Source organism: Salmonella sp. NW38 (assembly GCF_051807745.1).
In the GTDB taxonomy this organism is placed as follows: domain Bacteria; phylum Pseudomonadota; class Gammaproteobacteria; order Enterobacterales; family Enterobacteriaceae; genus Salmonella; species Salmonella enterica.
Genome location: NZ_JAMMTO010000012.1, coordinates 23,716 through 44,343, shown reverse-complemented (window position 1 = coordinate 44,343; position 20,628 = coordinate 23,716). Strand labels below are relative to the sequence as shown.

Sequence of the window (20,628 nt, the reverse complement as noted above, 5' to 3'; positions counted from 1 at the left end):
TATTGCATTTCTACATATTATAGTATCGTTAAAAAACTATGTCGCGTATAAAAAAAAGATGGAAATTTACAAGAATTGGCTCATGTTATTATCAAATTATCTCTTTAAAATTTGAATTAAGTAATAATTTCCTTTAATCTTTTAGAGAATAGCTCTTTAATTTCATGGAGGTAGTTAGCATAAGGTATAAGATCTGATTTTAATTTGTGATAAGGTTTATCCTGGAGGTAAATATTAACGTTCTCGGTTAGGAAAGGCATACAACGCGGTAAATATATACTGCGGCGGGTAGATGGCGTAGCGATATCCGGAAGTTTGAGGGGGAGGGGACGCATTCAATCGTATGGTTGGCTTTATGAAAAACGGTGTAACACGTTATTGGGGTTCTTACTGTGCGTATCCGTTAGGTTTATGCTTTCTGATTATATAATGTTGCGTGTTTTGGCGCGGCAGTATTGAATCTTTTGCTGCGTCGGCCCCGAGGAGGAATCACTCACAGCGAATGCCAGCGCACAGCCTGGTACTGAATCTCTAAATGAGTAGAAAACCTTTCGGTTCGATACTCCGGTTCTATTCCTTCTAAATTTATCGTAATGACATCTGCGTTACGCGTGTTGTATACTTAATATCCACAGAAGTACAAGAGGACAACACTATGCCAGCCGCAAACAGTATGGCGATGAAACGCGAAACCCTGAACCTGCGTATCAAACCCGCCGAGCGCGATCTTATTGATCGAGCGGCGAAAGCCAGAGGGAAAAACCGCACTGACTTTGTGCTGGAAGCTGCCCGTGCTGCCGCCGAGGAAGCGCTGATCGAACAACGCATCATTATGGCCGATCCAGAGGCCTATCAGGAATTTCTGGCTCGTTTGGATCAAACACCTTCACCTAATGCCGCACTGCGTAAAACCATGCAGACCCCTGCGCCGTGGGAGCAGGAAAAATGATCTCCTCCCCTGAGCCGCTTCATGCCGGACATATTCTTACTCCGTTTTGCTGCGGTGTGGATTCTATGGATAACTGGCTGAAACAGCGGGCGATGAAAAATCAGACCACTGGTGCGTCCCGTACCTTTGTGTGTTGTGGCAGCGATTCGAGCGTACTGGCCTATTACTCGCTGGCGTCCAGCGCGGTCACGACGAATACCGCCCCCGGTCGCTTTCGTCGCAATATGCCTGACCCGATTCCGATTGTGGTATTGGGGCGTCTGGCGGTGGATAAATCGCTTCATGGGCAGGGCGTTGGTCGGGCGCTGGTACGCGACGCAGGGCTACGGGTTATTCAAGTGGCGGAGACTATCGGCATTCGCGGGATGCTGGTTCACGCCCTGTCGGATGAAGCGCGGGAATTTTACCAGCGGGTGGGGTTTGTACCGTCGCCGATGGATCCGATGATGTTGATGGTGACGTTGGGGGATTTGGTGGAGAGTGTTTAAACTCCAGAACGTATCCATTAACCTCACAGACACTTCAAGTTACGGATGAACATTGCCCCTGAAATAAAAAATGAATTCAGTTTTGAACATTTTCCATCAAATTAAGTGGGTTTTCGTCGATATGCAGCGTCAAGTTGTACAAAAAATAGTTACGAAACACACCCTGGTCCTACGTTACTTATAAGAGTTATCGCTTGTTATTATGCAGCAGCGAGGTCAGCACAGAACCAGTAATGAGTTACGTAAACAGAGAGTCTTTATCTCCGGAAGCGGTGTCCGTTCTGTTTGGTTTCGCCATAACCTTGAGAACTTCAAAAAGCGCCTGAAAGCGCTGGAGCGTAGAGCCAGTGACGACGAGGCGTGTGGAGAAATCGAAACGGCGCATCCCGGTTATCTGGGGTCACAGGACATATTCTATGTTGGCAACCTGAAAGGCGTTGGGCGTATTTACCAGCAGACATTCTCGGCCAGACTGTGTGTTCTGTTCTTTTTGACGATCGGATGTCAGAAGATGATGGCTGCCGCCAGACTGACGATGTCTGTCCTGCTGCTCAATATCCCGTCCGGGGGCGTGATGATGCTGTCAGGTCTGCTGCCCGGTGGCCGCTGGTTTGCGCAACTTTGTGTCCTGCACCTGACCGTTATCGGAGCCGTGTTATATCTCCCCTGATCATTCCTTTCCTGTCGAAAATTACACTGTCTGTTGTTTAATTATGTATTAACCCGGAGAGACTCTTTTAGCTCCAGCAGTCAGGCATTGCGGGTTGTTTATCTGCTGACTGAACGTTTTCTCTGTGTGTAAACACCTTCCCTTCTTCCACCTGATCCATGTTTAAGAATGGAACGGATGTTATTTTATTACGGCAACCATGTCCGTTTTTTTTATTTATTTCCCTTTTTTTAATATCTGAACATAATTTAATACTCTCCCAGCCTGTTTTCTGAACGTTGTTTTTATCCGGCATTAATGGTTCTGTATTTTATATACCCTGTTCATCGGGCCCTTTAATTCTCGGTTACTGTTTTGCGTTTTGTTGAAAAACAGGAAGATACTTGCGTGGTGAATAATATCCTGCGGTACTTGTTCGGGGCTGGGAAACCTCTTTGTTTGCGGTCGATTCCGGCTTAACTATAAATCAACGTCTTTTTTAAGTGCTGCGAGGTTGCTGTGTATCCATTTGATTTAAATGTATTTTATATCGTGATATTCAGTTTTATTACATGAAGTTCTGTCTTTTTCGTTATTATTTTCTGTTTTTGATTTTGATTAATTTATCTTTTCTTTTTTTTGGGAGTGTAATGCATGGTTAATGGATGGTTTGGCGATCTTTTGTATTGATTTGATGTTATTTTTTAGAATCTAATTCTGTTTTCATTATATTTTCTAGTGTTATATTTTGGATATGTGTTTTGTTATGGATTAAAAGATCGTTAAAAATGGCCTTTTCAGCATTAATCTCTTAAATATAATAAGCGAAAAGATTAGTTATCTTCCCTTTACATGTTTTCCTTGCCGGGAAGGTTAAGGAAAAGTTAAGGAAGGAAGTTCCGTTGAAACTGAATAAAAAATCATTTTCCGGCGTCAGGATAGTGAGGGCCGGGGAACTCGAACCGGGGGCCGTGTCCGAAGAGCAGTTCTGGCTACTTGTTGATATATCCCCGATACACAGTGAAAAGATTATTCTGGCCCTGAAAGATTATTTCGTTTCCGGGTATTCCAGAAAGGTTGTGTGCGAACGCCACGGTATGAGTGGCGGGTATCTCAGCACCAGTGTTAACCGGCTGAATTTTATCAGCAGGAATGTGCATAAACTGGCGGGTTATTACAGCCATCATGAATGATAAAGCAGACTGAACCGTCTGCTCCGGATTTGCGATGAAAAAAATAAAGATATTTTTCCTTCTGCTGCTGGCAGGGGGCGGGCTTTCTCACGCTTCCGTTCAGAAAACCCTGTTCAGTGCTGATGTGGTGGCCTCTGCCTGTCATGTGGTGGTGGATGCTGACGGTACCGGCAGCAGCCGTTTGACCTTCGGGACATACCGTAAGTCGTCCGCTGCACCCGTGCCGCCGCGTGATTTCACCGTGCGTCTGTATGAGACCGGCGCCACCGTTCAGGGCTGTTCGGCCTTTCTGGCCGGGCAGATCGCCACCCTGAATTTCGGCAACCCGGGCCAGCTGGACGGACAGGGTGTGGTCACCCGTGGCGCTGGCGACGGTATCCGTATCGATGTGCGGGCCGCGGATACGCAGGCGGACTTCCGGGGGCGCATCACGCAGGCAAATCATGAGGTGAAGTACCCGGTGGATTTTGCCGCGAAGGGGCAGTTCCGGTTTCGTGCGCAGCCGGTGTTTCCGGCGGACGTGAAGGCGGGTGAGTACAACGGCGCCCTGACCTTTGTGGTCACCTACCAGTAAGGAATGCTGATGAACGGGAATAACGTAAGACAGCCAGCCTGCCAGATGTCTTTTTGCCATGCCGTGCTGGCACTTGCGATAGCGGTTGCCCTGGGCAGCGGTACCGCAAGTGCCGGAGAAAAACTGGACATGTCCTTTATTCAGGGCGGGGCGGGAATTAACCCGGAAGTCTGGGCGGCGCTGAATGGAGATTATGCGCCGGGGCGTTACTTGGTGGATCTGTCCCTGAACGGGAAGGATATCGGGAAGCGGATCCTGGACGTAACACCGCAGGACAGCGAAGCGCTGTGTCTGTCAGAAGCGTGGCTGGCAAAGGCCGGGATTTATGTCAGCGCGGAGTACTTCCGTAAGGGATATGACGCCATGCGGCAGTGCTGGGTGCTGGCGAAAGCGCCGGCGGTGAAGGTGGACTTTGATGTCGCCACCCAGAGCCTGTCGCTGGCCATTCCGCAGAAAGGACTGGTGAAAATGCCGGAGAACGTGGAGTGGGACTACGGCACGGAGGCGTTCCGGATGAACTACAACGCGAACGCCAACAGCGGGCGGTACAACACGTCGGCGTTCGGCTCAGCAGACCTGAAGGCCAACATCGGTCGCTGGGTGGTGAGCTCGTCAGCCACGGCCAGTACCGGGGATGGCGGGAGCAACGAGGCCACGATAAACATGTTCACGGCCACCCGGGCCATCCGCTCCCTGAGTGCGGACCTGGCGGTCGGGAAGACCTCGACCGGTGACAGCCTGCTGGGCAGTACCGGCACGTACGGTGTGTCCCTGTCGCGGAACAACAGCATGAAGCCGGGCAACCTGGGGTATACCCCGGTGTTCAGCGGCATTGCGAACGGTCCCTCAAGGGTGACCCTGACCCAGAACGGCAGGATGCTGTACTCGGGGATGATGCCGTCCGGGCCGTTCTCCGTCACGGATGTGCCGCTGTACAGCAGCGGGGACGTGACGATGACCGTCACCGGGGATGACGGGCGGGTGCAGACGCAGGTCTTCCCGCTGTCGGTAATGGCCGGGCAGCTGAGTCCGGGGCAGCACGAGTTCAGCGTGGCGGCCGGGATACCGGACGACGACAGCGACCTGGAGGGCGGGGTGTTTGCCGCGTCATACGGGTATGGTCTGGACGGGCTGACACTGCGCACGGGAGGCGTGTTCAACCAGGACTGGCAGGGCGCCAGTGCCGGTGCGGTACTGGGGCTCGGTTATCTGGGGGCGGTGTCTGCTGACGGCGCTTATGCCACGGCGAAGTACCGGGACGGCAGCCGCTGCGGGAATAAGGTGAAACTGGCCTGGAGCAAACAGCTGGCGCTGACGAACACCGGACTGCGGGTGAGCTGGTCACATCAGAGTGAGGAATATGAGGACATGTCCTCCTTTAACCCGGCTGAAACATGGCTGCAGCAGAACCAGGGGCGCCGGACCCGGGATGAGTGGAATGCGGGCATCAGCCAGCCGGTGGGAGGGCTGTTCAGCCTGTCGGCGTCGGGATGGCAGCGGAGCTATTACCCGGCCTCCACGACCGGCAGTTACCGGTACGCTGATGACAACGGTAAGGAGACAGGAATTACCGGTACCCTGAGCACACAGATAAAAAGCGTCAGCCTGAATCTGGGCTGGTCCGGGTCCCGGAACATGAACGGGGAGAACACCTGGTCGGCCTCCGCGTCGGTGTCGGTGCCGTTCACCCTGTTTGAGCGGAAGTACAGCAGCAGCACCACGGTGAGCACCGGTAAAGATGGCGGCACCGGCGTCAGTACCGGTATCTCCGGGGCCCTGAACGACCGGTTCAGTTACGGTCTGGGCGGCGGCCGTGACAGTGACGGCGGTGTCAGCAGTTACCTGAACGCCGCCTACAGCGGCGACCGGGCGAACCTGAACGGCACGGTGAACCACTCGTCCGGTTCGGGCACCAGTGGTTCGGTGTCAGCCAGCGGTTCGGTACTGGCGGTGCCGGCGGCGCGGGACATCATGTTCAGCCGGACCACCGGGGACACGGTGGCGGTGGTGAGCGTGAAGGACACGCCGGGGGTGAAGGTGATGTCCGGCAATGAAACGTCGGACAGTGACGGGAACCTGGTGGTGCCGCTGAACAGCTATGACTGGAATACGGTGACCATAGATGCGGGCACGCTGCCGCTGGACACGGAGCTGTCCACGACCAGCCGGAAGGTGGTGCCGACGGACAGGGCGGTGGTGTGGATGCCGTTTGATGCTCTGAAGGTGCACCGTTACCTGCTGCAGGTGAGGATGCCGGACGGGGCCTTTGTGCCGGGCGGCACATGGGCACGGGACAGCAATAACACGCCGCTGGGCTTTGTGGCGAACAACGGCGTGCTGATGATTAACGCGGTGGACCGCCCCAGCGATATCACGCTGGGACAGTGCCGGATACCTGCGGCGAAACTGCAGGAGACGGCGAAACTACAGGAAATTACGTGCGAATAAGCATAACCGGACAATGATGACGATGAAACAGACCCAGAAAATGCGTTCTTTTTTCCGTAACAGAGTGACGAAGGCGCTGGGAATGACCCTGGCCCTGATGATGGCGAGCCAGAGTGCACTGGCTTCCCTGGCGGCGGACCAGACCCGCTATATTTTTCGCGGCGACAAGGACGCGCTGACCATCACGGTGACCAACAATGACAAGGAGCGTACTTTCGGCGGCCAGGCGTGGGTGGACAATATTGTGGAGAAAGACACCCGCCCGACGTTTGTGGTGACACCGTCCTTTTTTAAGGTGAAACCGCAGGGGCAGCAGACGCTGCGTATCATCATGGCCTCTGACCACCTGCCGAAGGATAAAGAGTCAGTGTACTGGCTGAACCTGCAGGATATTCCGCCGGCGCTGAAGGGAAGCGGGATTGCCATTGCCCTGCGCACGAAGCTGAAGCTGTTCTACCGCCCGGAGGCGCTGCTGAAGGACCGTAAAGGCGCCGAGGAAGGCATCAGCCTGCAGGTCCGTCCGGACGGGCGGACGATGCTGGTCAACACCACGCCGTATATCTACGCCATCGGCAGCCTGCTGGATGCGAACGGTAAAAAGGTTGCGGTAGACAACGACACGGCTCAGAAACTGCTGATGTTTATGCCGGGGGATGAGGTGCAGGTGAAGGGGAATGTGGTGAAGGTGGATTCCCTGAACGATTACGGCGAGCTGCAGACCTGGACCATCAACCAGAAAAAAGCGGCGGCACCGGAGGCAAAGACGGTCCCGGAGACGAAAACAGCGGCCGGGGCAGGTAAAAAATAATCCTTTCCGGTCCTGCGGAGTAAAGAGAAACCATGATGAAAAAAGCACTGATGGCGGTGGCCCTCTTCAGCGCCCTGCCGGTCCTGGCGGCGGATTACAGCGAGAAGACGCAGTACCTGGGCGTGGTGAACGGTCAGGTGGTGGGCAACAGCGTGGTGAAGGTGACGCGCACCCCGGCGGACCCGGTGCTGTACCGGACGGAGAGCAACGGTCCGCTTCCGGAGACGCTGGTCATCCGCAATGCCGAAAGTCGTCCGGCATCCGGAAACATGGCGTATATCACGGTGAAACGGACCCTGGGAGACGGCCGGGACGCACGGCTCACGCTGAAGACCACCCTGATGGTGGACGGGCAGCGGGCGGCCATTACGGCCGGCCAGCGGGGAGAGGATGTGGTTATCACGGTGCCGGCGGCAATCCGGCAGGTGGAGCTGAGAAGTGACGCGCCGGCGGAGCTGGAGGTGCCGGCGAACTACCGGGGGAATGTGCAGGTGCCGGTGGAAGTGGAAGGAGTAAGCGTCAGTTAAAAAGAACGGCAGGACACCACGAATTACCTGAGTGAATGACGCCCAGTTATTTACAGCAATAACGTAAAGCCATTCTGTATTACAGGGATAAATATCTCAGTGATGCCATCTGAATAAGGTGGCAGGGGATGGCTTTGCGGTAAAGCCAGATAAATGGGTTACCAAAATAAAAGATGTATTTATTTATTGTTTTATAAAACAGAAAGGAACTTAATTTATGAAAAAAACACTGATTGCACTGGCAGTGGCTGCATCTGCAGTGGTATCCGGCTCGGCTATGGCAGCATGGTCGACGGGCGGTGATTTTAACGGTAACATTAATATCGGCGGTAATATCACTACTGATGCACCAGCCTGGCTGTGGAAGACCGGGGCTGATCAAGGCACTGCGGTTGATTTAAAACTCGCAGATGCTGTCGTGTCTGGTGATAATAATGTGTGGAGCGGTGTTGGTAAAACTTCATTTCCTGTATTGATGGGGAAAACAAAAGCTCCATACTCCGGGATATCTACAGGTATGGCTCCGGTTATCACTTATGGTGGTGAGGGCTTCTCAATTTCTCAGCCTGCTGATTCTGCACCAGTGATCACGTTAAGTGCTTTTGCTAAAGATGATAAAACGAAGGCTGGTACGTTCCAGTTTAAAATGGATATTATGTCACTGGCTAATGTCTTCTGGAAAGGTGATGGCGTTACTACCAATGATAAAAACGCATATCAGACAATTGGTGACACAGGAAAAACTTATGGTAACGGATTTGCTCAAAATAAAACCTATGTAAACTCAATGACCCCAGTAGCAATCAAAGATAAAATCTCTGCTATTCTGGGTGCCGATATGATTACCATCCCAGCCGATGCTGTAACTAGCGGTTATACTGGGCCGAATATTTTTAACCGCGCTGATGCAGGAAGTATTCAGGGGGTATATGCTTCTGAATATGTTGCTGGTTCTGGCGTATTAACTTTCCCGAAAGCTAAAACACCTAAGAACTGGAACGCAAATATGACTGTCACTGTTTCTTATCAGTAATAGATCAGATTATCAGGCATAACAGAAAGTAATTTGCCTGATTATTAAAAACGGCGAACTATTTTTCGGTCGTTTGCCGGTAATAAACCCGGCATTCCGGTATATTTATTTCCTGCTTCTCTGCCAGTCAGGAAATGTTCGCGTACGCCGGTGCCGGGTTTATTCTTTTCAGCTTATCTGAATGCTCGTTGTTTATTAATTATGACCAACGGATAAAACAGAGTGAATAACGATGAAAATAACGCATCATTATAAATCTATTATTTCCGCCCTGGCCGCGCTGGCCCTGTTTTATTCCGCAGCACCTCGGGCCGGAATTCTTGACGGCGGGGAAATACAGTTTCATGGTCTGGTCACTGACGAGGCCCCGAAATGGACCTGGCAGGTGGGCTCTCCTGACCAGACATGGGCGGTGGATACCGCTGATGCCCGAACAGAGAGCGGACAACTGGTTTTTGATTTACGCGGCAAGGGTTCCCTGCCGTTTCTGGAAGGCCATCTGTATGAGGTGGCAGAGCGCGGTGGTCCCGGCTTCACGCCTTTCATCACGTTCAGCAGTAACGGTCAGCCGTTTTCCGTGACGGCTGGCGGTAGCACGACGGCGCAGCACTTCCGCGCCTCTGTCCCGGTACGTAACCCGGAGAACGGTCACGTGGCGGGACAGCTTTCTTTCACCCTTGACCAGGGAATGGCCGTCAGCGCCGGACACCAGGAAGACGGGGCGGTTCTGCCGGCAGGCATGTCGCTCGTAAACGGGCAGAGCGTGAGCGGTGTGCAGGCCGACACCCTGCCGCAGTGGCTCAAAAGCCGTCTGCCTTCCCTGCTGATGCTGAACCGGGGCTTCGGTAACGGAATGAGCACGGCAGATAACGGTCAGGTTATCAGTCAGGGCGTGCTGGCTGACGGCCGGGTGACCCGGCTGGCGGCGGCCTATGCGTCCGCCGTCTCGGATTTTGAGCTGCGCCTGCCGGCAGAAAACACGCCGGCGCAGTGGCAGGCCGGGCTGAGTGTGACGGTGACGGTCCAGTAAAGAACGGGCAGGGAGAGGAAGAACACAATGAAACGAATGACGATTTTACTGCTGGCCGCCAGTCTGCTGCCGTCCTGTGTGCTGGCGTGGAACACGCCGGGGGAAGACTTCAGCGGAGAGCTGAAGCTGGGCGGGCCGGTGACCAGCACCCGTAATCCCTGGGTCTGGAAGGTCGGGGAAGGGAACACACAGATAAACACGAAAGCTGTCTCTGTCCTGCGCAGTGGGGAGCAGGTAATACCGGTTCCCCTGCCGGCCATGACGGTCCTGCTGGGAAAAACTATCCTGACCACCCCGGCCGGCCGGGAGGGGCTTGCGCCGCAGGTGACGTACGGTAAGGAAACCGAGGGTTTTGCACTGACGTGGACGGCGCCGGGTACGGCATCGGTGACACTGCCGGTGACGGGGGAGGGAAATGTCCGTACCGGGACATTCACCTTCCGGATGCAGGCGGCGGGTGTGCTGCGCCATGTCCTGGGGGACCGGGCGGAGTATGCCGGGCTGTATGGCGACCTGCAGGGCAACGGCTTGCCGCCACAGACGCAGGTGATGCCGGCAGGGCAGACGCCGGGTGTGCTGCAGACCCTGTTTGACAGTGAAGGCCCGGTCTGGCTCCGGAAGATGACGGTCAGCAGCGTGTCCGGACTGAGCCGGTTCAGTGACGCCGCCCTGCGCCAGGTTGACGGGGTATACGGCGCACAGACGGTGGCGGACAGCGGTGAGCTGCGTTTTAAGGGGGCGGTACCGTCCCGCTGGCATACCTCCCTGGCGGTGAGTATTGAATACCGGTAAGGCTGCAGGCCCCCGGTCACCCGTTCCGGGCCCCGCCGTTTTTGTGGGGCTGGAGCGGGCTGACGGCGTGTTTTTCTTTGTGAGTGTCCGGGATATCCGGCAGGTGCAGGAACATAACGGCCGGGTCAGGCTGGTATTCGGGGAAGGCACGACATTCATGACCAGAATGACGCTGTCTGAGTTTACTGCTGCCTTACATGAAGCCGGTGGCTGTTATCTGTCGGTTGTTGATGCAGGTACTGTGTTATGTCAACCACTCGCAGAGAAACCTGATGCCGGTAGTGAACTATTTCTGAGCAGGGATCGTAATGAAAATATCTGTACGTGTACTGGTCACGGTTTATCTGCTGGTTCTTGTGGGACTGGCAGCCATGCTGGCAGAGCTGATAAGCCCGGCGTTAAGTTAGCGGGGGCAGATAAATGGAAAATGCCATGTCCCGCCGGAAACGCATACTGCTGACGGGGAACTGTGAATATGAACTGCTGGGGCTGTCACATCTGCTTGCCGGTATGGGGTATGCCGTGGTGCGACCGGAGATGTCACCTCCCGGGGCATATGACCTGGCCCTGGTGGCACTGAGTGCGGAGCCGCTGGCCGGCTGGGGGCGGCATCTGCAGGACATCAGAATGCTGCACGCGGCCAGTCCGGTTCCCATGGTTGTTCTGGTACCTTCGCGGCTGCAGGAAATGCGGCTACTGAGAGGAACTGCGCAGGTTATCAGTGGCCGGGACAGCCTCCTCCGGCTGCGTGACATGCTGCGTCAGGCGCTTGAGGGAAGAGCCGGGCCGGAAAGCTCAGGTGAACTGACTGAGTTGCGAAAGCGGACTCTGATATCCCTGTGTACGGCCATAAACAGGAATGCCTCACTGAAGGCGGCATCACGCAAGGATTATTACCTCCGGGCCTGCCTGGTGGAGTATGCAGGGGTGGAGAACCTGCATGTACTGTGCACGAGCGGCCTGTTACCCGGGGTGATTACAGATGAGACCGGACAACGGTTCTGATATGTGAAGACCCGGGGCAGGTATTTCAGCTTCCGGGACAGCATTGCTTCCCCGTAGTCACAGGAGAACAAAATGAGTAATGACGCTTGCGACAAAATTCTGTCTTTTATGCAGTCACAGGCAAACGGCAGGATAAATATACCTGTCAGAACCCGGAGTATTGCGGATGCGGCCGGGCTGACAATATACCAGGCCAGGGCTTATCTGGTTACGCTTGAGGGAGCGGGCGTGGTGGAGAAAATGAATGCAGGTAAAGGCGTGTCCGGCCGATGGCGGCTGGTCTGACGGATATCCGGTAAAACAGGGGCATGGAGAGAACAAGTGGCCGGAACAGATATTGTGGTAACTGACTGATGAACTTTCTGAAGATGATTTATTACATCTGTATTTCTTTTGTCGTCATGATATCACTGGTGTTTTTTGTATCGGTATTTCTGTTACTGAATATTGAATGAATATAATCCGGGGCTGCATGACAGGCCTTACGGGAATAAAGCTCTTTTTATCCGGACATCTCCATACCGGTAATTCCCCGGAGAATTTTTTTGCAGAAGGACAACATGCCGGATGACGAAAGACGCGCCGGGTATGGCGGGGGACGCTTTTCGCTCCGGGCGCTGATTTTACTGCTGCTGACCAGCGCTTTCATCTCCGGCTTCCTGACCGGAGCCCTGGCCATGCTCTGGTTTGTCATTGACTGCATGTAATGCGATGAACTGAACATCCGGAACCATGACTCTGAGACGTTTACTTAAACAAAAACCGGCACTGCTGGCTGGCGCTCTTCTGATGGTGGCCGGTGCGGCCACACTGTATTTTCCGGAAACCTGGTACCCGGAGGAAACGCAGTGGCAGCTTGCGACAGAAAAAGACATTCCCGGTATACAGGGCGGTCTCTCCGGCCTGACGTGGAACCCGGACAGCGGAACGCTGTTTGCCGTGACCGACCATCCGTCGTCGGTGGTGGAGCTGGACACGGACGGGAACGTGCTGCGGGTGATACCATCGCATGGCGACCATGATTTTGAGGCCATTGAGTATCTCGGCCGGAACCGCTATGTCCTGTCCCGGGAACGGGAGCGGATACTCACCACCCACCACATTGACAGGAATACGTCTGTCCTGCCGCCGGCGTCATACACCCTGACCCTGGATGTGGACAGAAAAAGCGACAATGCCGGTTTTGAAGGCCTTGCCCGTGGACGGGGAGAGAATGCCCTGATAGTGGCGCAGGAAAAGAAACCGCTTCGTTTTTTAGAAACGGACCACAGCCATGACTCTCTGTCGGTCAGTGATTCACTGACGCACCGGTTGTCCCTGCCGTGGTTCCTGAAGGATATCTCCGGCCTGCATTACGACAGGAAAAACAGGCGGCTGTATGTGCTTTCCCATGAATCAGCCCTGGTACTGGTGTCAGACCCCGAGGGCGGCTGGTGGGTGATGCCGCTGCGCCGGGGACACAGTGGTCTGGAGCGGGACATTCCGCAGGCGGAAGGGATAGCTTCTGATGGCCGGAATTCGCTGTGGATAGTCAGTGAGCCAGACCGGTTTTACCGCTTCAGCCGGACAACGACGTCATGACGGTCTGGACGGACTGCAAACGGGGGAGAGGCGTTGAATTCATGCGAATCGGGGAAACCAAAGGCGTTCTCCACGCCCGGTCGCCCCTACGCAGTTGCACTTCCTTTCATTTGCTGTGGCCAGTTTGCGGGAAGACTTTCACCTTCAGTAATTAAGTTTGGGGTGATCTTCTTTACTCAATAAATTATTTTTGTCGTTCAGCTCCTCACGGACTTTTGCCAGTGACTTCTGAAAAGCCGGGATTGTTTGCAGTCTTGCAAACTCTACTGCTCCCACATAACGGCCAGCATCAACATCACTTTGCCAGTGAGCACCACATATCACTCTGCTTTGCCCGAACTCCCATCCTCGTCTGGCGAGCTCCTGCGCGCGTTCCGGTCTGGCCTGGGATAATACTAATGCCAGAAGTGTACCATAAGCAGTATGCCCGGAAGGGTAAGAGCCATCTTTTCTCAAAGTATTCTCATCTTCAGGACGGCAGGTGGAATGATTAAATAAGACAAAGGGGCGAGTACGCATATAATATTTTTTTGCCGAAGCAGTAGCGTAGTAGCCGCCCATTTTCAGAAGATTCTGTAACATATTCCAGGTTTCAGGCGTATCTTTGGGATTAATTTTAGCACCCACTACTGGCGAGAATATTCTGGCTATATTTTCCACGCTTACATCTGCATCCTCAGCAGCTTGTTTCCATCGTGGGGAACCCTTTATCGCATAGCCCTTAAAATAAGCCTCTTTATCATAGCGGAAAGCCGGATCATCATTACCTGGCGGTGGTGGTAAGTAGAACTGACTGTTCACTGATTCTTCAGGAGAATGAAAGAGTTGCACTGTTGCTGCTGATGTATATTTAGCTACGATCAGTGGTAGAAAAAATAGTAAATAACGACTTTTCATAAAGACTCACTCCGGATCAGGAAATAATAAACAGATGTAATCCTATAATGATTTATTGCAATGGTTATTCAACATACAGGTAAAAAAGCAGGACGCTGCACTGGCATTATCGTCTGCCCATACCGGACTGACTGCAGCGGACAACAGAACAATACTGATATTTCCGGCTAACAGCATTTTGTTTAACTTTTGTCTCCGGTTATTTTTTATCTGCGTGCCTGACTGACATGCATTAGGTTAAAATGTTTACGTAATAACAAAGTATGAATAAGTATTTTAAAATATGTGCCCTGTTACCCCGACAGTTACCACCAGTTATGATGTGCTGAGTATTAATTTATGATTATGAACAAGAGCCGGAAACAGTATTTAAGAATAAAGAAACCGAAAAAGAAAAAATGCTAAAATTGGCGAAGGAATTGTTGTTGTCAGTGATGGAAAAGTTCATGGCGGAGATATTGGACTCACTTGTCGAGGCTAGCGAACCGTCAGATGGAGTGATACGCGTTATTACTGGTAATAATCTCCCTGTAGCTAAGTAAGCTTTTGACCCAGGCCCAAAGATGAGCGGCTGATCGCCGAAGCGCTGGGCGTTGCGCCAGAGAAAATCTGGCCTTCTCGTTATAGCTAGTCAGGCCGGAGATGGGGGCTACGGATTTCCACTCCCAGAAAAGCAAAAACCCAGCCATAGGCTGGGTTTTCTGAATAAGTGGTGCCCGGACTCGGAATCGAACCAAGGACACGGGGATTTTCAATCCCCTGCTCTACCGACTGAGCTATCCGGGCAACGGGGCGCATTAAACCGTAAAGGGACGCGGTCGTCAACGGCTTTACACGAAAAAAGTGATAAAAGCGCGCTGACTGCCTGCTTTTCAGGCAAAATGCATAAAATCAGTACCCCGTCAGGTGAGCGCCCCACCCTGGCGGCACTGTGCAAAACGCAGAATATCTTCCGCCAACCGCTGAGCGGTATCTACATCAGCCTGACTGCGGTTGACCAGCATTCGGCTGAGACAACCTTCCAGCACCAGCTCCATCTGCCTTGCAACCATCGCCGGATCGTCAATTTCCAGCGTGGTCAGTAGTTCATGGGTAAAATCATGTGCCGTGCGTTTTTGTTGATTAGCCAGTTGGTGAATAGGATGGGTTGGATCGGGATAAAACGTACAGGCGGCAATGAACAAGCAACCAGGATAACGGTTATTACTGACACATTCCGAGAGCGCGCTGTAGCGTGCCAGTAGCTTTTGTTCAGCAGAAAGTGTCTCATCAAGAAGAAGCTGGCGTCGCCAGATATCTACCTGCTGACTCAGATAACGTAGCGCGTCATATAAAATGGCTTCTTTATCTGGCCAGAAACGCTGTAATGTGTCGAGTGGGCGATTTACGCGCTCCGCCACCATTTCCAGCGTAGTATCGGCTATCCCTTGCGTCTCCAGTAATTTCAGGGCTTCTCCCAGAATATCTTCACGTTGCACGGTATTCTCCTCCGTCTTTGCTTTTGCAAGTGTCGCTCACGGTTGGCGATCGTGCAAATGCGCGCTAAAGGTGGCGGCGTCCATAAAGCCGGTGACTCGCGATTGCGGCTGTTCCTGGCCTTGGGCATTAAAGAACAGAATGGTGGGCAGCCCGAGGACTTGCAGATGCTTTAACAGCGCGACATCCTGCGCATTGTTAGCGGTGACGTTAGCCTGCAAGAGCACCGTGTCGCCGAGCGCCTGCTGGACCCGCGGATCGCTGAAGGTATACTTTTCAAACTCTTTACAGGCCACGCACCAGTCGGCGTAGAAATCCAGCATAACGGGTTTGCCTTTGGCCTGCGCCAGCGCCTGATTGAGTTCGTCCACGGTAGAAATAGCCGTGAAATTGAGGTGCGCTGGAGCTTGCGCGGATGGCGATCCGAACGCCCAATCCTGTAGAGGCCGCACGCTAATGAGCGCAGCCGCCAGCAGGATAATCTGTACGATACGCATCCACGCTCGTCTGGCCTGAAGGCTGGTGATAAATGCCCAACCAAAGAAAGCGACGCCCAGCAGCGACCACAGACGTAAACCCCAAGCCTCGCCAATAATCCGCTCCAGTAAAAAGACCGGTAACGCGAGGATCACGAAACCAAAAGCGGTTTTGACATGCGCCATCCACGGGCCGCTTTTCGGTAGCAGGCGGTTGCCAAACACGGTGACCAGCATTAGCGGCAGACCCATACCTAATGCATACAAATACAGCGTACCGCCGCCCAGCCACATGTTGCCGCTCTGAGCGATATAAAGCAGGATCGCGCTTAACGGCGCTGTAGTGCAGGGCGAGCAAATTAATCCGGCAATCGCCCCCATAACAAAAACGCCGCCGGGCGAGCCGCCTTGCTGACGATTACTCATTAATGTCAGCCGGGTTTGCAGTGAGGAGGGGAGCTGTAGTGTGAACAAGCCAAACATCGACAACGCAAGCAGGGTGAACACGATGGCAAGGCCGATTAACACATAAGGGTGCTGCAGCGCCGCCTGAAACTGTAATCCCGCCGCGGCGACGACCAGACCCAGTGCGGTATAGGTCAGCGCCATCCCTTGTACATAGATAAAGGCCAGCAGCAGTGCGCGCCCCGTCGACAAACGTTGCCTTCCCCCCAGGACAATACCGGAAATCAGCGGATACATGGGTAAAACGCAGGGCGTAAAGGCGATGCCGATGCCGATCAGCAGCGCCCAGAGCGCGGAAAAAGGTAGCTGGGCGGCGGGTTTTGACGTCTCACTCGTCTGGGTGACAGCAGGCGTCGGCGTGGCGTCTATTGCCGCGGCGACTTCACTTAGCGGCACCGTTTTCGTTTCCGGCGGATAACAGAATCCCGCATCGGCGCACCCCTGGTACGTTACCGTTAATGTCGCGCCAGCCGCCGCCTGGTTAACCGTTACCGGAACGTTTAGCCGCTTACGGTAGATTTCGCTTTTTCCGTAGAATTCATCTTCATGCCAGACGCCTGCCGGGAGTTGGACTGCGGCGATATCCGCTTTCGTTGGCGTGATGCTGATTTGTTTACGGTAAAGGTAGTAACCCTCTTTTACCTGCCAGGAGAGGGTAAGATCGTGTTGATTTTGCTGAAAATCAAAAACAAACGCCCGGTCGGCAGGGACGAACTGCGAGCGACCCGGCGCGTCGAATAATCCGGCGAAGGCGGATGTGCTGCACAGCAGCAGGATCAGCGTAAAGATGCGTTGAGCCATGAGAGGTAATCAGTATCTCCGTGAGTAACAGGTAAAACCAGAAGTTCAGGCGTTTGATACGGGTGATGAGACTTCAGGCAGTCGATAAGCGCTTGCTGATGTGAAACGGTGGTTTTTAAGATCATTTGAACTTCATACTCCTGCTCCAGTTTGCCTTCCCAGTAGTACAGCGATGTCGCGCCGGGGAGGAGGGTGGCGCAGGCGGCCAGTTTTTCCGCCAGCACTTTGGCGGCCAGATCCTGGGCGGTAGCTTCATCCGGGGCGGTACAAAGCACCACAACGGCCTCGGGGATGGAAATATCCTGACTCTTAACATCAAGCATAAACACCTCGAAAGAACAAAAAGACCCGCAAGTGAACGGTCACTATACAACGGACGAGGGCAGGATGTTAGTCAAAGGGCGGGAGAATGCGGGGCGTGATACGCCCCGCGGGTGAAACACTTACAGCATAAAGCTGCCCAGCAGGAAGCCGAAGCAGACAGCCAGAACGACGCCCAGGGTGCCTGGGATGAAGAACGGGTGGTTAAAGACGAATTTACCGATACGGGTTGTACCGGTGTCATCCATCTGTACCGCCGCAACCAGAGTCGGGTAGGTCGGCAAAATGAACAGGCCGGAAACGGCGGCGAAGGAAGCGACTGCCGTCAGCGGAGAGACGTTCAGCGCCAGCGCCATCGGCATCAGCGCTTTCGCCGTTGCCGCCTGAGAGTAGAGCAGCGCGGAAGCAAAGAAGAAGATGACGGCCAGCAGCCACGGATGGCCCTGGATGACGCTACCCGCAGTGTCTTTGATCCAGTCGATGTTAGCGGATACGAAGGTATCGCCCAGCCACGCCACGCCCAGAATACAAATACAGGCGCTCATCCCTGCTTTAAAGGTACTGGAGTTGAGGATGGCGTCAGTTTCCACTTTACACAGGATGGTGGTCAGCGTTGCGACGCTCAGCATGATGATCAAAATAGCGTTGGTGGTGTTCATCAGCGGTTTCTCAACCAGGCCGAGGCTCGGACTGTTGACAATCGCATAAACAACCACGCAGATAACGCCCAGCAGGAACAGCCAGACGGAATTTTTTGCCATCGGTTTGATTTCAATCTGCTTTTCACCACGCAGTTCAATCAGCCCTTCTTCCAGACGCTTGCGGTAAATCGGGTCGTCCGACAGTTTGGAGTTGAACAGCATAGTGACCAGGAAGGACATCACCAGCACCGCCAGCAGCGTAGAGGGGATAACCACGGACAGCAGGTGAATGTAGCTAATGCCATGACCTTCCATAACAGAAGACATATACACCACGGCCGCAGAAATCGGCGAGGCGGTAATCGCAATCTGCGCGGATACCACGGCGGTCGAGAGCGGACGGCAAGGTTTGATTCCCTGCTCCTTCGCGACTTCAGCAATAACCGGCAGCGTTGCCAGGGAAATGTTCCCGGTACCAGCAAAAATAGTCAGGAAATAGGTCACAATCGGTGCGAGGATAGTGATGTATTTCGGGTTCTTACGCAGCAGTTTTTCCGTCTGGTTTACCAAATAATCCAGACCGCCCGCGACCTGCATAGCAGAGATCGCGGCGATAACCGCCATGATGATGGAAATGACATCGAATGGAATTGTCCCTGGCTTCACGCCGATGGCGGCAAGTACCAGAACACCCAGCCCACCTGCGAATCCAATACCGATGCCCCCAAGTCTGGCGCCCAAAAAGATTGCCAGCAAAACAATGATAAGTTCGACAACTATCATATTAGCCTTCCTTGTTGTTTAACAAGTTGATATTAAATTGTTGTTATTTGGTAACTTCTTGTAAGAAAAAAGGCACGTCATCGTGACGTGCCTCTTTGGTACTACCCTGTACGATTACTGTTCGCTTTCATCAGTATAACGTTTAGCTTTATAAGCCGGGTGCATCAAGTTCTGTACGGAGAAAATATCGTCCAGCTCGGCTTCCGTTAACAGGCCGCGCTCCAGCACAACTTCACGTACGCTCTTACCGGTTTCAGCACAGATTTTACCGACGATGTCGCCGTTGTGGTGGCCGATGAACGGGTTGAGGTAAGTGACGATACCGATGGAGTTATAAACGTACCCTTCGCACACTTCTTTATTCGCGGTAATGCCGTTAACGCATTTTTCCAGCAGGTTGTAGCACGCGTTGCTCAGAATGTGGATGGATTCGAACATCGCCTGGCCGATAACCGGCTCCATAACGTTCAACTGCAACTGACCGGCTTCCGCCGCCATCGTAACGGTGGTGTCGTTACCGATGACTTTAAAGCATACCTGGTTTACGACTTCCGGTACTACCGGGTTCACTTTGGCTGGCATGATGGAAGAGCCCGCCTGCAGTTCCGGCAGGTTGATCTCGTTCAGGCCGGCACGAGGACCAGAAGAGAGCAAGCGCAGGTCGTTACAGATTTTGGACATCTTCACTGCCAGACGTTTCAGCGCGCTGTGAACCATAACATACGCGCCACAGTCAGATGTCGCCTCAATCAGATCTTCCGCCGGAACACAGGCGAAACCAGTGACTTCAGCCAGTTTTTTCACCGCCAGCGGAGAGTATTCTTTCGGCGTGTTCAGACCGGTACCGATTGCCGTTGCGCCAAGGTTGACTTCCAGCAGCAGCTCAGCAGTACGCTCGATGCTTTTCACTTCTTCTTTCAGCAGGATGCTGAACGCACGGAATTCTTGACCAAGCGTCATCGGTACGGCGTCCTGCAACTGGGTACGACCCATTTTCAGGATGTCCTGGAATTCAACCGCTTTACGTTCGAAACCTTCACGCAACTGGTTGATGGCATCGATCAGTTTGACGATAGAGGCGTAAACCGCTACACGGAAGCCTGTCGGATAGGCATCGTTAGTGGATTGACATTTATTCACGTGGTCGTTCGGGTTCAGGTACTGATATTCACCTTTCTGATGACCCATCAGTTCCAGCCCGATGTTGGCCAGCACTTCGTTGGTATTCATGTTGACGGAAGTGCCCGCGCCGCCCTGATAGACATCTACCGGGAACTGGTCCATGCACTTACCGTTGTTAAGGACTTCATCACATGCGGCAATGATGGCGTTCGCCACACTCTTAGGAATGGTTTGCAGCTCTTTGTTGGCCAGCGCCGCCGCTTTTTTTACCATAACCATGCCACGCACAAATTCAGGGATGTCGCTGATTTTGTTATTGCTAATGTAGAAGTTTTCAATCGCTCTCAGAGTGTGAACACCATAGTAGGCTTCAGCTGGAACTTCCCTGGTACCCAACAGATCTTCTTCGATACGAATGTTGTTTGACATGTGAACCTTCTTTTTCAAGCTGCCAATGATTTTTACTTTAAAACACACAGGATATATGTGATTTCGAATGTTTTCTGACCGACGATTATCCCCTCCATCGGCCTGATAAACGAGATCATATGCTGGTTCAGAATTCCTAC

21 protein-coding genes, 1 tRNA gene and 3 pseudogenes are annotated in these 20,628 nt (G+C 53.3%); 16 read left to right on the top strand and 9 right to left on the bottom strand.

Annotated features, from left to right (window positions below):
• Nucleotides 1-116: 116 nt before the first annotated feature.
• Nucleotides 117-339, bottom strand: a pseudogene (locus NA624_RS19380) (hypothetical protein).
• Nucleotides 340-655: 316 nt separating this feature from the next.
• Between NA624_RS19380 and NA624_RS19375 the strand changes: the two are divergent.
• The 3 genes and pseudogenes from NA624_RS19375 to NA624_RS19365 all read left to right on the top strand — a co-directional run.
• Nucleotides 656-949, top strand: a complete 294-nt coding sequence (locus tag NA624_RS19375; protein WP_001110450.1) for a DUF1778 domain-containing protein — start codon at nucleotides 656-658, stop codon at nucleotides 947-949.
• Nucleotides 946-1,437 carry a GNAT family N-acetyltransferase gene (locus NA624_RS19370; RefSeq protein ID WP_000625912.1) on the top strand — a complete coding sequence of 164 codons (492 nt, stop codon included), beginning with the start codon at nucleotides 946-948 and terminating at the stop codon, nucleotides 1,435-1,437. The genes NA624_RS19375 and NA624_RS19370 overlap by 4 nt, the downstream gene beginning before the upstream one ends.
• A 214-nt stretch (nucleotides 1,438-1,651) precedes the next feature.
• Nucleotides 1,652-1,900, top strand: a pseudogene (locus NA624_RS19365) (IS481 family transposase); the annotation flags it as partial.
• A 274-nt stretch (nucleotides 1,901-2,174) separates the two neighbouring features.
• On the opposite strand, the gene NA624_RS19360 reads toward NA624_RS19365, so the two are convergent.
• A complete protein-coding gene (locus NA624_RS19360; RefSeq protein ID WP_001112992.1) occupies nucleotides 2,175-2,402 on the bottom strand; it encodes a hypothetical protein in 228 nt (75 codons plus the stop codon).
• A gap of 586 nt (nucleotides 2,403-2,988) precedes the next feature.
• On the opposite strand from NA624_RS19360, the gene NA624_RS19355 reads away from it, so the two are divergent.
• The 12 genes from NA624_RS19355 to NA624_RS19300 all read left to right on the top strand — a co-directional run bounded on the left by NA624_RS19355 (nucleotide 2,989) and on the right by NA624_RS19300 (nucleotide 13,077).
• Nucleotides 2,989-3,279, top strand: coding sequence for a PapB/FocB family fimbrial expression transcriptional regulator (locus NA624_RS19355; protein ID WP_000773469.1), 291 nt, complete (start codon nucleotides 2,989-2,991; stop codon nucleotides 3,277-3,279).
• A gap of 43 nt (nucleotides 3,280-3,322) precedes the next feature.
• A complete protein-coding gene (locus NA624_RS19350) occupies nucleotides 3,323-3,853 on the top strand; it encodes a fimbrial protein (protein WP_375136751.1) in 531 nt (176 codons plus the stop codon).
• A gap of 9 nt (nucleotides 3,854-3,862) precedes the next feature.
• Complete coding sequence (gene faeD, locus NA624_RS19345) at nucleotides 3,863-6,301, top strand: F4 (K88) fimbrial usher FaeD (RefSeq protein ID WP_001014134.1); 2,439 nt, start codon at nucleotides 3,863-3,865, stop codon at nucleotides 6,299-6,301.
• A gap of 22 nt (nucleotides 6,302-6,323) precedes the next feature.
• Nucleotides 6,324-7,109, top strand: coding sequence for a fimbria/pilus periplasmic chaperone (locus NA624_RS19340; protein ID WP_024134449.1), 786 nt, complete (start codon nucleotides 6,324-6,326; stop codon nucleotides 7,107-7,109).
• Between the two features lie 35 nt (nucleotides 7,110-7,144).
• Nucleotides 7,145-7,636, top strand: a complete 492-nt coding sequence (locus NA624_RS19335; protein ID WP_000709796.1) for a DUF5462 family protein — start codon at nucleotides 7,145-7,147, stop codon at nucleotides 7,634-7,636.
• 217 nt (nucleotides 7,637-7,853) lie between these two features.
• Nucleotides 7,854-8,669, top strand: a complete 816-nt coding sequence (locus tag NA624_RS19330; protein ID WP_000751765.1) for a K88 minor fimbrial subunit FaeI — start codon at nucleotides 7,854-7,856, stop codon at nucleotides 8,667-8,669.
• 232 nt (nucleotides 8,670-8,901) lie between these two features.
• Entirely contained in the window at nucleotides 8,902-9,699 is a 798-nt protein-coding gene (gene faeH, locus NA624_RS19325; RefSeq protein WP_000704726.1) for a F4 (K88) fimbria minor subunit FaeH, read from the top strand.
• Between the two features lie 27 nt (nucleotides 9,700-9,726).
• The gene (locus tag NA624_RS19320) at nucleotides 9,727-10,491 is read left to right on the top strand and encodes a K88 minor fimbrial subunit faeI (RefSeq protein ID WP_000827659.1); all 765 of its coding nucleotides are present in this window, start codon (nucleotides 9,727-9,729) and stop codon (nucleotides 10,489-10,491) included.
• Between the two features lie 420 nt (nucleotides 10,492-10,911).
• Nucleotides 10,912-11,496 carry a hypothetical protein gene (locus NA624_RS19315; protein ID WP_000426473.1) on the top strand — a complete coding sequence of 195 codons (585 nt, stop codon included), beginning with the start codon at nucleotides 10,912-10,914 and terminating at the stop codon, nucleotides 11,494-11,496.
• Between the two features lie 72 nt (nucleotides 11,497-11,568).
• Nucleotides 11,569-11,781 (top strand): FaeA/PapI family transcriptional regulator, encoded by a 213-nt coding sequence (locus NA624_RS19310; protein WP_000063794.1) that lies wholly within the window; start codon nucleotides 11,569-11,571, stop codon nucleotides 11,779-11,781.
• A 260-nt stretch (nucleotides 11,782-12,041) separates the two neighbouring features.
• On the top strand, nucleotides 12,042-12,203 hold the full coding sequence (locus tag NA624_RS19305) for a hypothetical protein (RefSeq protein ID WP_001816720.1): 162 nt from the start codon (nucleotides 12,042-12,044) through the stop codon (nucleotides 12,201-12,203).
• A 25-nt stretch (nucleotides 12,204-12,228) separates the two neighbouring features.
• Nucleotides 12,229-13,077 carry an SdiA-regulated domain-containing protein gene (locus tag NA624_RS19300; protein ID WP_000175394.1) on the top strand — a complete coding sequence of 283 codons (849 nt, stop codon included), beginning with the start codon at nucleotides 12,229-12,231 and terminating at the stop codon, nucleotides 13,075-13,077.
• A 144-nt stretch (nucleotides 13,078-13,221) separates the two neighbouring features.
• Here NA624_RS19300 and NA624_RS19295 read toward each other — a convergent pair whose 3' ends face one another.
• Nucleotides 13,222-13,974, bottom strand: a complete 753-nt coding sequence (locus NA624_RS19295; protein WP_000842407.1) for a non-specific acid phosphatase — start codon at nucleotides 13,972-13,974, stop codon at nucleotides 13,222-13,224.
• A 556-nt stretch (nucleotides 13,975-14,530) separates the two neighbouring features.
• Between NA624_RS19295 and NA624_RS19290 the strand changes: the two are divergent.
• Nucleotides 14,531-14,605: pseudogene (locus NA624_RS19290) on the top strand (helix-turn-helix domain-containing protein); the annotation flags it as partial.
• A gap of 79 nt (nucleotides 14,606-14,684) precedes the next feature.
• On the opposite strand, the gene NA624_RS19285 reads toward NA624_RS19290, so the two are convergent.
• The 6 genes from NA624_RS19285 to aspA form a co-directional block, all read right to left on the bottom strand.
• Nucleotides 14,685-14,760 (bottom strand) — tRNA-Phe (locus tag NA624_RS19285).
• 116 nt (nucleotides 14,761-14,876) lie between these two features.
• Complete coding sequence (locus NA624_RS19280) at nucleotides 14,877-15,452, bottom strand: transcriptional regulator (protein ID WP_001188511.1); 576 nt, start codon at nucleotides 15,450-15,452, stop codon at nucleotides 14,877-14,879.
• A 36-nt stretch (nucleotides 15,453-15,488) separates the two neighbouring features.
• Nucleotides 15,489-17,192 (bottom strand): protein-disulfide reductase DsbD, encoded by a 1,704-nt coding sequence (locus NA624_RS19275; RefSeq protein ID WP_000068895.1) that lies wholly within the window; start codon nucleotides 17,190-17,192, stop codon nucleotides 15,489-15,491.
• Nucleotides 17,168-17,515 (bottom strand): divalent cation tolerance protein CutA, encoded by a 348-nt coding sequence (cutA, locus tag NA624_RS19270; RefSeq protein ID WP_000887832.1) that lies wholly within the window; start codon nucleotides 17,513-17,515, stop codon nucleotides 17,168-17,170. The genes NA624_RS19275 and cutA overlap by 25 nt, the downstream gene beginning before the upstream one ends.
• Before the next feature lie 120 nt (nucleotides 17,516-17,635).
• The gene (dcuA, locus tag NA624_RS19265; RefSeq protein ID WP_000637595.1) at nucleotides 17,636-18,937 is read right to left on the bottom strand and encodes an anaerobic C4-dicarboxylate transporter DcuA; all 1,302 of its coding nucleotides are present in this window, start codon (nucleotides 18,935-18,937) and stop codon (nucleotides 17,636-17,638) included.
• A 114-nt stretch (nucleotides 18,938-19,051) separates the two neighbouring features.
• Nucleotides 19,052-20,488 (bottom strand): aspartate ammonia-lyase, encoded by a 1,437-nt coding sequence (gene aspA, locus NA624_RS19260; RefSeq protein ID WP_000069440.1) that lies wholly within the window; start codon nucleotides 20,486-20,488, stop codon nucleotides 19,052-19,054.
• Between the last annotated feature and the right edge of the window lie 140 nt (nucleotides 20,489-20,628).

Coding starts and splice junctions, on each gene's coding strand:
- NA624_RS19340 (WP_024134449.1), top strand. CDS start 6,324: ATGAAACAGACCCAGAAAATGCGTTCTTTTTTCCGTAACAGAGTGACG.
- NA624_RS19370 (WP_000625912.1), top strand. CDS start 946: ATGATCTCCTCCCCTGAGCCGCTTCATGCCGGACATATTCTTACTCCG.
- NA624_RS19315 (WP_000426473.1), top strand. CDS start 10,912: ATGGAAAATGCCATGTCCCGCCGGAAACGCATACTGCTGACGGGGAAC.
- NA624_RS19335 (WP_000709796.1), top strand. CDS start 7,145: ATGAAAAAAGCACTGATGGCGGTGGCCCTCTTCAGCGCCCTGCCGGTC.
- aspA (WP_000069440.1), bottom strand. CDS start 20,488: ATGTCAAACAACATTCGTATCGAAGAAGATCTGTTGGGTACCAGGGAA.
- NA624_RS19295 (WP_000842407.1), bottom strand. CDS start 13,974: ATGAAAAGTCGTTATTTACTATTTTTTCTACCACTGATCGTAGCTAAA.
- faeD (WP_001014134.1), top strand. CDS start 3,863: ATGAACGGGAATAACGTAAGACAGCCAGCCTGCCAGATGTCTTTTTGC.
- NA624_RS19375 (WP_001110450.1), top strand. CDS start 656: ATGCCAGCCGCAAACAGTATGGCGATGAAACGCGAAACCCTGAACCTG.
- faeH (WP_000704726.1), top strand. CDS start 8,902: ATGAAAATAACGCATCATTATAAATCTATTATTTCCGCCCTGGCCGCG.
- dcuA (WP_000637595.1), bottom strand. CDS start 18,937: ATGATAGTTGTCGAACTTATCATTGTTTTGCTGGCAATCTTTTTGGGC.
- NA624_RS19310 (WP_000063794.1), top strand. CDS start 11,569: ATGAGTAATGACGCTTGCGACAAAATTCTGTCTTTTATGCAGTCACAG.
- cutA (WP_000887832.1), bottom strand. CDS start 17,515: ATGCTTGATGTTAAGAGTCAGGATATTTCCATCCCCGAGGCCGTTGTG.
- NA624_RS19300 (WP_000175394.1), top strand. CDS start 12,229: ATGACTCTGAGACGTTTACTTAAACAAAAACCGGCACTGCTGGCTGGC.
- NA624_RS19275 (WP_000068895.1), bottom strand. CDS start 17,192: ATGGCTCAACGCATCTTTACGCTGATCCTGCTGCTGTGCAGCACATCC.
- NA624_RS19360 (WP_001112992.1), bottom strand. CDS start 2,402: ATGCCGGATAAAAACAACGTTCAGAAAACAGGCTGGGAGAGTATTAAA.
- NA624_RS19320 (WP_000827659.1), top strand. CDS start 9,727: ATGAAACGAATGACGATTTTACTGCTGGCCGCCAGTCTGCTGCCGTCC.
- NA624_RS19330 (WP_000751765.1), top strand. CDS start 7,854: ATGAAAAAAACACTGATTGCACTGGCAGTGGCTGCATCTGCAGTGGTA.